10 protein-coding genes are annotated in these 13,863 nt (G+C 54.5%); 7 read left to right on the forward strand and 3 right to left on the reverse strand.

Translation table 11 applies throughout. The features are described 5' to 3' along the window. Window positions 1-20: 20 nt before the first annotated feature. Window positions 21-2,489, reverse strand: coding sequence for a beta-mannosidase (locus KTT_RS08605; RefSeq protein WP_126595591.1), 2,469 nt, complete (start codon window positions 2,487-2,489; stop codon window positions 21-23). A 434-nt stretch (window positions 2,490-2,923) separates the two neighbouring features. On the opposite strand from KTT_RS08605, the gene aroF reads away from it, so the two are divergent. The 4 genes from aroF to KTT_RS08625 all read left to right on the forward strand — a co-directional run bounded on the left by aroF (window position 2,924) and on the right by KTT_RS08625 (window position 7,431). Further along, window positions 2,924-3,988: a 3-deoxy-7-phosphoheptulonate synthase gene (gene aroF / locus KTT_RS08610; protein ID WP_126595592.1), complete on the forward strand. Its 1,065-nt coding sequence runs from the start codon at window positions 2,924-2,926 to the stop codon at window positions 3,986-3,988. 138 nt (window positions 3,989-4,126) lie between these two features. After that, complete coding sequence (locus tag KTT_RS08615) at window positions 4,127-4,699, forward strand: ANTAR domain-containing response regulator (RefSeq protein ID WP_126595593.1); 573 nt, start codon at window positions 4,127-4,129, stop codon at window positions 4,697-4,699. Window positions 4,700-4,823: 124 nt separating this feature from the next. Beyond that, window positions 4,824-5,807 carry a PSP1 domain-containing protein gene (locus KTT_RS08620; protein WP_126595594.1) on the forward strand — a complete coding sequence of 328 codons (984 nt, stop codon included), beginning with the start codon at window positions 4,824-4,826 and terminating at the stop codon, window positions 5,805-5,807. A gap of 46 nt (window positions 5,808-5,853) precedes the next feature. Beyond that, entirely contained in the window at window positions 5,854-7,431 is a 1,578-nt protein-coding gene (locus tag KTT_RS08625; protein ID WP_126595595.1) for an SPFH domain-containing protein, read from the forward strand. Window positions 7,432-7,510: 79 nt separating this feature from the next. On the opposite strand, the gene KTT_RS08630 is transcribed toward KTT_RS08625, so the two are convergent. Then, window positions 7,511-8,479 (reverse strand): alpha/beta fold hydrolase, encoded by a 969-nt coding sequence (locus KTT_RS08630; protein ID WP_126595596.1) that lies wholly within the window; start codon window positions 8,477-8,479, stop codon window positions 7,511-7,513. A 536-nt stretch (window positions 8,480-9,015) separates the two neighbouring features. On the opposite strand from KTT_RS08630, the gene KTT_RS08635 reads away from it, so the two are divergent. Together KTT_RS08635 and KTT_RS08640 are read left to right on the forward strand one after the other, a co-directional pair. Continuing rightward, window positions 9,016-9,888, forward strand: a complete 873-nt coding sequence (locus tag KTT_RS08635) for a pseudouridine-5'-phosphate glycosidase (protein WP_235845643.1) — start codon at window positions 9,016-9,018, stop codon at window positions 9,886-9,888. 359 nt (window positions 9,889-10,247) lie between these two features. After that, complete coding sequence (locus KTT_RS08640) at window positions 10,248-10,637, forward strand: hypothetical protein (RefSeq protein WP_126595598.1); 390 nt, start codon at window positions 10,248-10,250, stop codon at window positions 10,635-10,637. A gap of 96 nt (window positions 10,638-10,733) precedes the next feature. On the opposite strand, the gene purH is transcribed toward KTT_RS08640, so the two are convergent. Continuing rightward, complete coding sequence (gene purH / locus KTT_RS08645) at window positions 10,734-12,305, reverse strand: bifunctional phosphoribosylaminoimidazolecarboxamide formyltransferase/IMP cyclohydrolase (protein WP_126595599.1); 1,572 nt, start codon at window positions 12,303-12,305, stop codon at window positions 10,734-10,736. 490 nt (window positions 12,306-12,795) lie between these two features. Here purH and KTT_RS08650 point away from each other — a divergent pair, with 490 nt between their 5' ends. Next, window positions 12,796-13,713 carry a glycosyltransferase family 9 protein gene (locus KTT_RS08650; protein WP_160145749.1) on the forward strand — a complete coding sequence of 306 codons (918 nt, stop codon included), beginning with the start codon at window positions 12,796-12,798 and terminating at the stop codon, window positions 13,711-13,713. The last annotated feature ends 150 nt before the right edge of the window (window positions 13,714-13,863 follow it).

A 13,863-nucleotide genomic window follows, 5' to 3' on the forward strand; every position in this document is an offset into this window, starting at 1 on the left:
CTTTTTTGTGTTTTCTTGTGTTATTTGTCGAGCCAGCGCACCTGAATGGGTTGATTACCAAGGCCGGAGGCGGTGATGGTTTGTGGATCACCAGGGACGATATCCAGCATATTATCGCTCCATTTAACCTCTGCACCGGCATCCAGCCAGACGCCTTTAGCTGGGCGCGTGGCACTGACGCGGATGTGCTGGTCATCGAGCCGCACAATATTCACTTGAGGATCGGGCAGGGTCAGGTATTTGTAGGGCTCAGACCATAAGCTGGCGCGAGCAACCACTACGCCATCCCGCCACAGACGTGCCTGCACAATCTCCTGGTCCTTTTGCGCCTGCTGGATTATATCTAGCTCGCTGGAACGATTGCCAGTCAGGGTAACGCTGCGGCGCTGCTCGGAGAGCACCTCTCCCGCCAGAGTGACTGTGCGCAGCTCCAGTTCCAACTGGATATCAGCGGCATCCCCATTGACAGCCCAGATCGCGATGCTATCGGAAGACTGGCGATGCAGACCAACGACCAGAGGTGCCAGTTCACGCGCCACGCTATAGTACGCAGGCTTGATGCGCAGCTGGTAATCGACCAGCGCCCAGCTCATCACCGGATAACAATCGTTCAACTGCCAGACCAGGGCGCCGGACGTATATTCGCGGCCCGGACCCTGCCAGAGGCGGCGCCAGCCACGAATCGCGGCGCTCAGAGCCTCGGATTGCACGAACTGGGTCGCGTACACCTGGCCCTCCAGGTCGGCGGGCACGCGTACGTTGTTCACCAGGTACGGCGCCATCAGACCAGGACCGCCATCTGCCTTGTTGTGATAGTCCAGCGTGCGACTCTGCGGATAGAGCTCTTCAGCTGGTGCAAACTCCCGAATGGTCTCCAGAACGGGAAACGCCTGCATGCCAAACTCACTAATGAAGCGGCCAGCCAGCTTTGGATAATCCTGATAGGGCAATCCACCATGCCAGACACTCCAAACGTGGATGTCTCCGACGGTTGGATCGGATGAGCGCTCCCCACCATAGGGGCTACCAGGCCAGTAAGGACGGGTCGAATCCAGATCAGCGCAGACCGCTGGCAGTAACTGCTCATAGATTGCCCGTGCCGGGAACTGCGTCTGCTCAAAATGGTCGGTGATCTGTGGATCTGACACGCCCCGGCTCTCGGCAATTGCATAGTCCTCGTTATTGCCAGACCAGAGCACGATGCTGGGATGGTGGCGCAGCTGACGCACGGCAGATTCAGCCTCGGCGCGCACGCTCTGCTGGAACTCCTCGTGGGCGGGATAGAGGCCACAGGCAAACATGAAATCCTGCCAGACCAGCAGGCCAAGCTCATCGCAGAGCTCATAGAAGGCCGGATCTTCATAAATGCCGCCACCCCAGACGCGCAGCATGTTCTGATTGCCATCGACCGCCAGTTGCAACCAGCGCCGATAGCGCTCGCGACTGATACGCGGCATAAACGAATCGGCGGGAATCCAGTTGGAGCCACCACAGAAAATAGGGGTATTATTGATCTCAAAATAAAAGCTGGTGCCGGGCGCGTCCTGCAAGGTATGCTGCACCAGGCGCAGACGGCGCAGGCCCAGGCGCAACTCATGGCGATCCGCCTCTCCTCTGGGACCGCGCAGCGTTGTCACCAGGCGATACAGCGGCTGCTGACCATGGGTATGAGGCCACCACAGCTCGGGTCTCTGCACCTCCAGCTGCGTCTCCACGCTCTTTTCACCACGTAAGGTCTGCGTTTTTTCCGCCACCAGCTCGCCAGAAGGCGCGTACAGGGCCACATGCACCTCTTGTACGCTGTCCGCCGCCCTCTCCTCAACCTCTATCTTCACCGGCAGCAGCGCGCTGGCCAGGTCATCAGCCACCTCATAGGGACAGTGCACATCGGCCACGCGGGCGCTATACGCCTCCAGGCGCACCGCGCGCCATAGACCGGCCGTCATAAAGACCGGACCCCAATCCCAGCCGTAGTGGTACTGGGCTTTGCGCACGTAGAGACGGCTGGAATCACCGTTCCATAGTGGCAGTTTGCCATATTGTTCTTCCAGATGCTGCCCCCACAGCAATGCCGATTCAAAGACTATATGCAAATCATTTGAACCGATGCGCACCTGTGACTTGATGGAGACGCGCTGCGGCACAAACATATTATTACTCTTCAATATTTGCACGCCGTTGAGCCAGACGGTCGCATAGGTGTCCAGCCCATCAAAGCAAAGGTCCAGTTCGGCCTGCGATAGCTCAGCGGCCGTGATCTCAAAGGTTGTGCGATACAGCCAATCGCGCTCGCCTATCCACTGGAGTTGCTGCTCGTTTAAACCGTAGAAGGGCTCGGGTATCTGTCCCGCCGCCAGGAGGTCCAGGTGTACGGCGCCGGGCACGCTGGCCGGTAACCAGTCCTTCTCGGTTGCGAAATCTGTGTTTAACTCAACATCAGGAACTCGTTGTTTAAATTGCCAGTTGTTCGTAAGATCTCTATATTCCACTGTTCTACTTTCCTTTTAGCAACATTGCCAGCATATCCATATTGCACAGCATAACAGGAATAAAGCGCCTCTGCAACGTCTATTAATGTTCACTTAGTATTCATTTTTACCATCAAATAGCCAAACTGTACGCATCCCCCTTGACACGAGGATAGAAAGCTCCGTATAATCAGTACAAGGACTACAGCAGGCAGACGTAGTGTAGCCAGTCCCGTTAAAGTAAACAGAAGCGGAAATAATCATATGCTCAGCCAACACATAAAATTCGCACAATCCAGCTTTTATTATTGGTTTAGCCCTCCAGCATGATGGTGGGCCCTTTGGGCTGAGCAAAAATAACCCACCAGCGTGCTGGAGAAGCAGAGGAAAAGTCCTCTGCTTTTTTGTTTTCCAAAATTGTCCTGTTTGTTTCGGTTGAAGAAAGGGTTCCAGAAATGATCATTACCATCCGCCAGGAGACCAGTGGTGAATCTAGAGCACAGCTCATGGCGCTGTTATGTAGAATTACCGGCAGCCAACGTCCGATTACGACGACGCAGATGCGCGATCGAGAGGTCATTGCCATTGATTCGGCATTAGTTGACGCACAGGCACAGGTAGCACTACAAGCTCAGAGCGCCGTTGAGCAGATCTATTCCCCCAAAACCCCGTACCAGTTAGCCAGCCGATCCTTCCAGACAGAAAATACCAGCATTACTATCGGTTCCAACAGCGATTGCACCCCCATAACAATAGGTGGGAACTCCGCGCGCCCTGTCATCATGGCTGGCCCTTGCGCCGTTGAGAACAGGGAGCAACTCATTACGACCGCACAAGCGGTCAAGCGTGCAGGAGCGCAGGTTTTGCGAGGAGGGGCCTTCAAACCGCGTACATCACCATACCAGTTCCAGGGCCTGGGGATAGAAGGACTGCACCTGCTGGCCGAAGCCCGCACTCTGACCGGGCTGCCAGTTATCACCGAGGTAATGGAGCCAGGTATGGTGGAAACGGTTGCGCAATACGCGGATGTCTTACAGATTGGAGCGCGTAACGTTCAGAATTTTCCTCTTTTGTCGGCTGCCGGTCACCACAGCAAAAAGTTGCCGGTACTCTTGAAGCGTGGCCTCTCCTCTACTATTGATGAGTGGCTGCTCGCCGCCGAATACATCATTGCCGCGGGCAATCCAAACGTGATCTTGTGCGAACGTGGTATTCGTAGCTATGATCCCCAGACCCGCAACGTCCTCGATTTATCCTGCGTCCCCTTGCTTCACCAGTTGACACACCTGCCGATTATTGTAGATCCCAGCCATTCCACCGGTCGGCGCGAACTCGTGCCCATTATGTCTCGTGCCAGCATCGCAGCCGAAGCGCAAGGCCTTATTATCGAAGTTCATCCTGATCCTGATACCGCGCTCTGCGATGGCAAACAATCGATTACGCCGGAACAACTGGAAAAAATCGTGCGCGAAACGGCCCTGCTCGCCACCATGATGCGAGGGGAGGTCTCCGTCGCCTGAGCTCATATGAGCGTCAACAGCTAGTAATGCCCACTCGACTATCGACGCTTGATCCAGTGTTATGATATACTCTTTGTACGTAGAAGGAGTATTTTACGAGATGGGTGGGGACTAGACCAAAGGCTTTGAGGAGACACTATGCCAACACGAATTATTATTGCTGATGACGAAGCCATTCAGCGCATGGATCTAAAGGATGTGCTGACAAAACAGGGCTATCTTGTCATCGGGGAAGCTGGCGATGGCCAGAGCGCGGTAAACCTGGCTCGTGAGCTGCGACCGGACCTGGTCATCATGGACATACGTATGCCCGATATGGACGGCATTGCCGCCGCCGAAACTCTCACACAGGAAAAGATTGCACCAGTGTTGTTGCTCACTGCCTTCGGAGACCAGCAGTTGGTGGAACGTGCGAAGGAGGCAGGGGTGGTAAACTATATTGTGAAACCACTGCGTGAGAGTGAGGTTGCTCCGGCAATTGAGGTCACGCTGGCCCGCTATAGCGAGTATCGCGCGATTGAGGATGAGAACCGCACGCTCTCCGAGAAACTGGAGACCCGTAAGGTTGTCGAGCGAGCGAAAGGCTTACTGATGGAGAAGCAGGGCCTCTCGGAACAGGAAGCGTTCCGTAAGATCCAGAAGGCCAGCATGAACAACCGCAAGTCGATGCGCGAGGTAGCGGAAGCTATTTTGCTCACAAACGAGATGTAAAGCAGGATAAGAGGATGTGGCAATGCGGCTACATCCTTCTTTGTTATATCGTACGCTCGAATGAGCCGCTGCCCGCCGGGCAGCCTATCTGACTGCAGAAAAAGCTAGCAAGAAACAAAAGTCGATGTCACTGGCAGCGAGTAGTACAAGTACAGATAAAAGCGTTATTGTCGTTGGCATTCGTTTTCGTCCCGCTGGTCGAATCTATTATTTTGACCCGGCGGAGCAGACGTTTTCAAACGGTCAGTACGTCATTGTAGAGACGGTGCGGGGTATCGAGGCAGGCCGTGTTGTGATTGCCTCAAAGAAGATGGCTGAAGTCGATCTCAGCGATACATTGAAACCCGTGCTACACCTGGCAACCGAAGACGAACTGCGAATGATGCTTTCATACAAGAGTAAAGAGAAGGACGCCCTGGCTCGTTGTCATGAGCGGGTAGTTTACCATAAGCTTCCGATGAAACTGGTGGAGGCCGAATACACCTTTGATGGCAGTCGCCTGACGTTCTATTTTACCGCGGATGAGCGGGTAGATTTTCGTGCCCTGGTACGAGACCTGGCCGCGACGTTTCGCACACGTATCGAATTACGCCAGATTGGCGCGCGTGACCAGGCCAAATTGCAGGGTGGCGTCGGGCCATGCGGCAAAACCCTCTGTTGTAGCTCCTGGATCACTGACTTTGGCATTGTCTCGATCAAGATGGCCAAAGAACAGGGACTTCCCCTCAATCCCTCAAAAATCTCTGGCGTCTGCGGGCGCTTGATGTGCTGCCTCTCGTATGAGAATGACAACTATATTCAAGCCAAGCAGCAGATGCCACAAATCGGAACCTTCCTCGATACTCCTGGAGGCCGAGGCAAGGTCGTGTCAATCAACGTCCCACAGAACTCGGTTGAAGTTATGTTAGAGAGTGGTGTCACCATCCGTGTCCCCGTCGATGAACAGAAAGAGAAAAAGTCGGCAGGTGGCTGCGGGAGCGGTGGCGCATGTTGTAGCTCGAAAGGCGGCGGTAGTTGTGGTAGCGGCGGCTGTGGTAGCTGTGGCTGTGGTTCCAGCAAGGGGGGCGCTGGTGGCTGTGGATCATGTAGCCTCAAAAAGATGCCGTAATTCAACGACTATCTGGTTGCAGAGCTGAGAGGAAGGTTGTGTTTACATGTCGTCGGATAGGAAGGATCCCGGGGATTCCTGGCAAGATTCCCCAGGCTTTGCTTCGAACTGGCCTCAGCAGCAGCATGAAGAACAGTTTCCGGCCGTTGATGGGGAACTGATCAATGCCCGGGGCGAACCGATGGAGGATGATCAAGCAGCGATCGGACCAGGCGGAGCGCATCATCGCTATGCGGGCCGGGGCGCGAACGCCGCGCCAGGGCGGCTGGCATCCTCGTTTTTTGACTCATTTAAACATGCGAACCAGTACATTACGCTAATCTTATTCCCATTGCTATTTTGTGGTCTGGCCTGCCTCCTCGCCCTTCCCCCTGTAGCCTCAGGCCATGCCGTGCTAGCTCCGATAGGCTTCTGGCCGCTCCTGATCGTCCTGCTGGTGATCGCTGTTGTGCAGGCAGTACTGGTCCATTACATCGGTTCAGAGAACGGTATGTGGACCCTGGGTACGGTAGGCGGGTTCTGCCTCTTTGTGCTGGCCGTTTGCTTCGCGCTCTATGGTTTCCTGCCTGGCCTGCTGGTATTAATAGCGATCATAGCTCTGGGGGTGGCCATGGCCCGGCGCTGTGTGTGTCCGGTGCCCGAGGGTTTTGTCGATATCGTCTATAGCTTCAAGAAGTATGCCCGTACCCTCCACCCTGGCTTCAATATCCTGCTACCCTGGGAAGAGGTAGCCATACAGCTCAATGTCGAGGAGATCCAGTGGATGTGTCCGGCCCAGATCATCCAGATCTCACATGATGAGGATATCATGTTGCGGGGCGTCATCTCGTATCAACTACTGCCGGAGGATGCCTACCTGGCGATAACGCAGGTTCGCGACTGGGAGGAGAGTCTGCGCACCCGCTTCCAGACGCTGCTCCAGCATATCACTACCGTTTTTCACCCGGACGACTTGCTGGCATGGCCCGATGGCAGAGATACCCAGATAGATGGTGATGATGATTTTGTGGGTGGCTTTGAGCGGCGTGAGCAGATCAATGATTTCCTGCTGCAGCAGATGCGCGAGAAGGTAGCGCTGTGGGGAGTACAGGTCAACTGGGTCAGTATCCGCGATATTGAGATCGCTCCGCATGGCGCCATTAAAATTGAGCCGGTGCAGCCTGTCTACACGTCTCGGTCCGCACCGGTGTCGGCCACGGAAAAAACAACACCCGAGATGCCGGTGCCACCACGGCCCAGCGGACAGCATGGTCAGCCTGTCGAGGAGGCACAGGCCCGCCCCCATCATTTAGAAGAGAGGACGCCAGCCGCCCCGGCCTACAACCTGACTGAAGAGGTACTGGTCCACGCTTACCAAAATGTGCAGGATGGGCGCATTACAGATCCCGAGACCATACGCAGTATCGCCGCCAGGTTTTATAAAGTCGCGCAAGATCCTGAGTTGAGCCAGAGCGTACACTTCGATGCCGTCCAGGCCGCGCGCAACCTCTATGAGGAAGCAAAGAAACACGAGTCGCGTTATCCAGGCGAGGCGCATAGCGACGATACCCAGCCCAACTGGCTTATGAAGTCACCCAACGACAAGAACATGACGGCCGGTAGAGAAGGCCGCGATGCATACTAGAAAGGCTCAGGTCGTCGGATTGACGGCCTGAGCCTTTCCTTTTTGGGCGAGCGGTACAGAAAAGTGAGAGATAGAGTATTTATTTTACAGCGGCACCGGCGAACTCGCGCACCAGGTTATTGAATTGACCGGCCTGCTCATCCTGAACCTGCAGGGTTGCTTTATCGATAATGCGTACATCGACACGTGAATTGACACGCTTAAAGGCCGCGCTGGCCTCGGCTGGCGTCAGGAAGCCCTCGCGTCCCCAGACCGCGACGACCGGAACCTGCAAACGGGCCAGTGGCTCGTGCACATCCAATTGCAGATTATTGCTGAGGAAGGCCGCGCTGGCATGGCGGCTATTGGGCTGATGCGCGGAGGTATAGATGTACTCAACAAACTCATCGGTAATCAGGCCAGGGTTGTGATAGCCCTTAACATCGTAGTAAGCGCGCAGCGCCTGACGCGACGTCATCAGATTGTAGATGAATTGACCGATGATAGGCGTGCGCAACACAGCTTTCTGCAAGGCATTTAAAGGACCAGGATACGACTCCGTCAGGATGGTCGGAGGGGCCCCAACCAGGATCAAACGCTCAAACAACTGTGGACGACGATAAGCAGCAGCGATCACATAAGCGCTGGTCAGGCCACGAGCCACCACAATCGCGGGCTTCCCTACCACTTCACGGATAAAATCGTTGAGCAGGTCTGTATATGTTTCCGCATCATAGTCAATCGTGGGATGATCTGACAGACCGAAACCAAGCAAGTCCAAAGCAAATACGCGGAACTGTTCCGACAACGTGTCGATATTTTTACGCCATTCATACGATGAGGCTCCAGGGCCAAAGCCATGAATCAGAACCAGTGGCTTCGCATCACGGCTCCCCTTCACCTCATAAAACATATCGCCGTACTTCCATGGATAGCGGCGCTCTTCTCCTGTAAGCACAGTATCAAGCTCGCCTGCCATCGTCTCGGTCACTTTATTATATAGAGCGAGTGCGCCCAGGGCACCACCAAGCACCAGGCCCGTGTTAAACAATTTCTTTGCAATTGCCATTTTTATACACACTCCTACTTGCTGTTCTACCTGATTCAAATTACGAGGCGTTTCATAGGTTTTGCCTCTACAATATACTTACTATAACTTACTTTGACTGTAGAAATATCAATATCCCTATGCGATTGTCTGATGTATAGAGCATAGCAGGCTCAAGAAGTAATATAGCATGCGCTCACAAAAATGCGCAAACACTTTTGCTAAATTAGTACTCTCTACTTTTTTTCGCACGCGGGCGCTGGCGCGCCCGCGTGTTTATGATATAAGTGGAGAAACAGGGTGGCAGGGCGGTGCGGCCGCACCGCCCTGCCACCCTGTTTCTCCACTTATATCATAAAATGAAATGATGGGATGCGCTCCATCACACCCCTTTTGTTTTTTATGAGTGTGTTGTGGAACAGGCGTGATACGCCTGTTCCACAACACACTCATAAACTCCTGCGTGCCGCAGGCACGCAAATCATCGCCAAATGTGATACTATTATTTTACTATGCAAGAGATTTCATCGTATTTAGATATTGTGCCAGAGGTGCGGATGGCATTAGAGGCGGGGCGGGCCGTTGTGGCTCTTGAGTCAACCGTTATCGCCCATGGGCTGCCGTATCCGGCAAATATTGAAATCGCGCATGCCATGGAGGCAACCATCCGGGCGGAGGGTGCAGTTCCAGCCACAATCGGGATTCACGATGGCAAGATCATCATCGGGATGAACGAGGACGAAATAGAGTTACTGGCCATCATGGAACATGTGCGTAAGGTCAGCCGACGCGACCTGGCTTTTACACTGGCGACTGGCGACTGGGGAGCCACGACCGTCGCGGGAACGATGCTCTGTGCCCACATGGCCGGTATTCGCTTCTTCGCTACCGGCGGCATTGGAGGGGTTCACAGAGGAGCCGAAACCAGTATGGATATCTCAGCGGACCTGCAGGAGCTCAGCCAGACACCAGTCCTGGTCACCTGCGCGGGCGCCAAGTCGATCCTGGATCTCAACCTGACGTTAGAATATCTGGAAACGCATGGCGTCCCCGTCATCGGATGGCAGTGTGACGAGTTTCCCGCCTTCTATGTCGCGCAAAGCGGGCTGCCCCTCTCCCAGCGACTCGATGATGTAGCGACCCTGGCCCGACTGGCTCGTATCCAATGGCAGTGTGGCTTGCACGGCATTATCGTCGCCTGCCCCATCCCATCCGAACACGCCATGGAGGCCGCCCCGCTGGAGCAAGCGATCGAAGCTGCTCTGCGCAACGCCCAGCAGCAAGGTATCCGGGGAGCCGCCCTCACTCCCTACGTCCTATCCCAGGTAGCACAAACCACCACAGGAGAAAGCATCGAAGCCAACAAAGCCCTCCTCATCAACAATGCCCGCTGGGCCGCCCGCTTCGCCCAGGCCTACGCCACCCAATAAAAGCGGGAGGTGTAGGAGGGCGGCTAGCCCTCCTGCCGGGGTTTGGGGTGTCCCCAAATATTTCTCTTCCCACCCGGCCACAGCGGAAGGTGCAGGAGGACGGCTAGCCCTCCTGCCGGGGTGCGGGGTGTCCCCGCCAAACCCCTTTTCTCTTTTTTTGCGCCGCCGCAGGCGGCGCGAAAGGCAAAAGAACAACGTCTCCATAAAGTGGCCGCAAAAAAGTTCTTTTTGCGGCCACTTTATGGAGACGTTGATTTATTCCCTCATAACGACTACAATACGAATACATAAACGATGTGTGCTTCACACTGACTCGTCCTTTTCTTGTAACAAGTCCTCCTCGAAAGGAGCCGTATACTGTGAACAATCCACTGGAGATTCGTAAGGTGGTCGTGGGCATAGTCCTTGCCATCCTCTGGATGTGCATCTTCATATTTCTGAAGGACTCTCTCGTCATCGACTGGGCCGGTGATGGCTCGAACCTTACACCTCTTAAACTGGTGCTAGGAGTCATCGGCCTGATCGTCGTTGCCTGCTATCATCTGTTTCTTAACGCACGTCCCGAAACCAAGAAGCTAAGCGCGACCGTAACACTGACTATTGTCTGGCTCTCCCTCATCCTTTTTTATCCCTTTAAAGATCCAAACAATACCAATGGTGGTGCAGTCGGTTTCTTCGCTCTGATCGGCGGCCTGGCTGTGGTAGTACTTTGGGTACGTTTCTTCTCAGATGATTTGATCGTTGCCTGATAAGGTACTGCATTAAGAATAAAACAACATGCGGAAAGTGCGTATTACGCACTTTCCGCATGTTGTTTTCTGTTTTTCTGATTACCAGCACAGTGCTTAATGTCTGAAGTGGCGCTTGCCGGTAAAGATCATAGCGATGACATGCTTGTTCGCCATGCGAATCGATTCTTCATCGCGCAGCGAGCCACCTGGCTGAATGATGGCAGTGATGCCAGCTTTCGCGGCGCATTCGACGCCATCGGCGAAAGGAAAAAAGGCGTCCGAAGCCAGTACAGACCCGCGCGCACGTTCACCGGCCTTGGCAACCGCCAGTTGTACACTGGTCATGCGATTCATCTGTCCCGCTCCGACACCGACAACCATTAGCTTATGCGCCAGCACGATAGCATTAGATTTGACACCTCGCACCGCCTTCCAGGCAAACATTAGATCGGTGATCTCCTCCAGCGTTGGATCGCGATCGGTCACGACGCGATAGTCGACCTCGCCATCTCCCACGAAATCGGGCGTCTGCAACAGCAGACCGCCTCCAACCGTTCTGGCCTCCAGGTGGCCGCCCAACAATAGCTGGGTATTAATCGCCCTGGGTTCAATGGCATGATGGGTTGCCAGCAATCGCAGATTCTTGCGCGTATCCAGAATCTGGCGCGCCTCAGGAGTAAAATCGGGAGCAACGATAGCCTCATAAAATAGCTGGCTGATCTCCAACGCAGTCGCTTTATCGATGGGGCGATTGCTTCCGATGATCCCTCCAAAGGCTGAGACCGGGTCGCCGGAATGGGCCTTTTTATAAGCTTCGACCAGCGTATCGTCGCAGGCCAATCCACAGGGATTGGTGTGCTTGACAATCGCAATGGTGGGAGCGGTAAAGCTCTGCACAATATTTAAGGCCGCGTCCAGATCCAGCAGGTTATTGTACGAAAGCTCTTTTCCCTGTAGAATCTCGCAGCTTGCCAGGCTGGGAAGGGTTGAGCACGCCGGTGAGGGATCGGCCCAGCGATAAAAGGCCGCATGCTGATGCGGATTTTCGCCATAGCGTAATACGTGCAAACGCTCTAAGGGGATGGTTAACTCTTCCGGGAAACGCTCGCCGGTAGGACCACGTAAATACTCGGCGATCGCCGCATCATAGCTGGCCGTGTGCTGAAAGGCGATCGCGGCCAGCCGGCGTCGCGTCTCAAGGCTTATCTCTCCCTGCTCACGCCACTCTTGCAATACCGGAATGTAGTCCTGGGGACGTACCAGTATCACCACATCCTGAAAATTTTTGGCGGCCGCACGCATCAGGGCCACACCATCGATATCTATCTGCTCCAGAGCATCATCCAGAGATACCGAGGGATCACGCGCCGTCTCCACAAAGGGATACAGGTTGACTACAACGATATCGATGGGTACAATGTGATGCGACTTGAGTTCCTTCTCATGCTCAGTCAGTCCACGATGAGCCAGAATACCGCCAAAAATAGCCGGGTGCAACGTCTTGACGCTTCCATCCAGAATCTGAGGGAAATGGGTCAACTCATCGGTAGATAGAGCCTTGATACCCTCTGCTGCCAGAGCCTTCTGTGTTCCATGGGTAGAGAACAGGGTTACATGGTGGCTCTGCAACTCCTGCGCCAGCATAGAAAGGCCCTCACGGTTAGCCACACTGATTATCGCTCTCATTGGTCATCCTTTCGGGATGTATAGGGTAAGAACAAACCACAAAGATGCCGGGTACAAATGCCGCCACACCATGGCGCGCAAGCGAGCTAAGCTAAAAAGAACAGCGCACAATAAGGCTGACTTTTCTTCTGGAAAGAAAGTCGGGAATATCCTGTTTGTATCAGTATATGCCACAAGGCATAGAACGGCGAACGCAACCATTGAGCAAGCCGCTCCGGGGCTGGTCAGAAGATTTATTTTCGCACCTATTGCTTTGTCAAACTTCGTTTGATGGATTGTTCGCCCGCTACGCGGGCGAGAGGGAGAGGATTTGCCGGGGCACAGCCCCCGAACCCCCGTAGGTGCCGGGCTTGCCCCGGCTTGGGCTAGCCGCTTGATCATGCCCCCGGCATGCTCGCTTGCATCCCCGCTCCCCCATCAAATGAACTTTGACAGAGCACTACGGTGCTCCAATACAAAAAATGAGTGTAGATATAAGAAGGGAGAGGCTATGCGCATACTCATTGTACGGCCAGGCGCAATCGGCGATACCCTGGTGACATTTCCATTGCTACACTATCTACGCACCCGCGTACAGGGCACGCATCTCACCTTTGTGGGCAATGCCGCCGCGCTTCCCCTGATCCAGGCATTTGAGCTGGCGGACGAAGTCGCCAGCTATGAGGAGCGACGCTGGAGCCAGCTGTTTATACCTCCAACCACTTCAGATCAGTACGGTCTGCAAGCCTTTCTGCGTATCTTTGGCAGAGCGATCTGCTGGCTGAAAGATGCTGATGGCGTGATCACGTCCAACCTGGAGGCCGCCGGGATTCCACATTACAGCGTTGTCCCGGGACGTCCATCGGATATATACGATCTGTCCATTGGCACCTACCTCGCCCACAGTATCGGTGAGGAAGCCGCCCTCGAACATCAATGGTTGGTTCCCACCACCTATGCGTGGCAGAGCAGAAACGATCATACAGAGGGGGCCATAGCCGTTCACCCGGGCAGTGGTGGTCAGGCTAAATGCTGGCCGGTCGCCTACTTTGCCCGCATCATCAAAAAACTCTGGCAACAACACATTCCAGTCCTCGTGCTGGCTGGACCCGCCGAGCAGTCCCGGCTGCGGGAACTGCTCCATCTGTTACCGGACCCGCCCACACCATCGTTGTACCAGCAACTGAACGATGCTCCCTTACTCACAGTAGCCCACAGGCTCCAGCAGTGCCGCGCCTACCTCGGCAATGACTCCGGAATTACCCATCTCGCCGCTATGCTCGGGCTCCCAACAGTAGCCCTCTTCGGACCCAGCAACCCCCGCGTCTGGCGTCCCCAGGGACCCCGCGTCACCGTCCTCCACAGTCCCCCCCTCGACCATCTCCCTCCCGACGCAGTATTAACCGTCCTCACACGCATAACATTATAAACGTCAAACTTCAGGGGTCCTATAAATTTTACATAAGCAAGCAGATCGCATATACTCGTTAACATTGACCTTTTTAGTTTAAAGCGCTGGATGCTGCAAGAGAAATAATTTCTTTACGATCCATAGCAGTTATATATTTTGTTCTTTCGT

The organism is Dictyobacter aurantiacus (assembly GCF_003967515.1).
Taxonomy (GTDB): Bacteria; Chloroflexota; Ktedonobacteria; order Ktedonobacterales; family Ktedonobacteraceae; genus Dictyobacter; species Dictyobacter aurantiacus.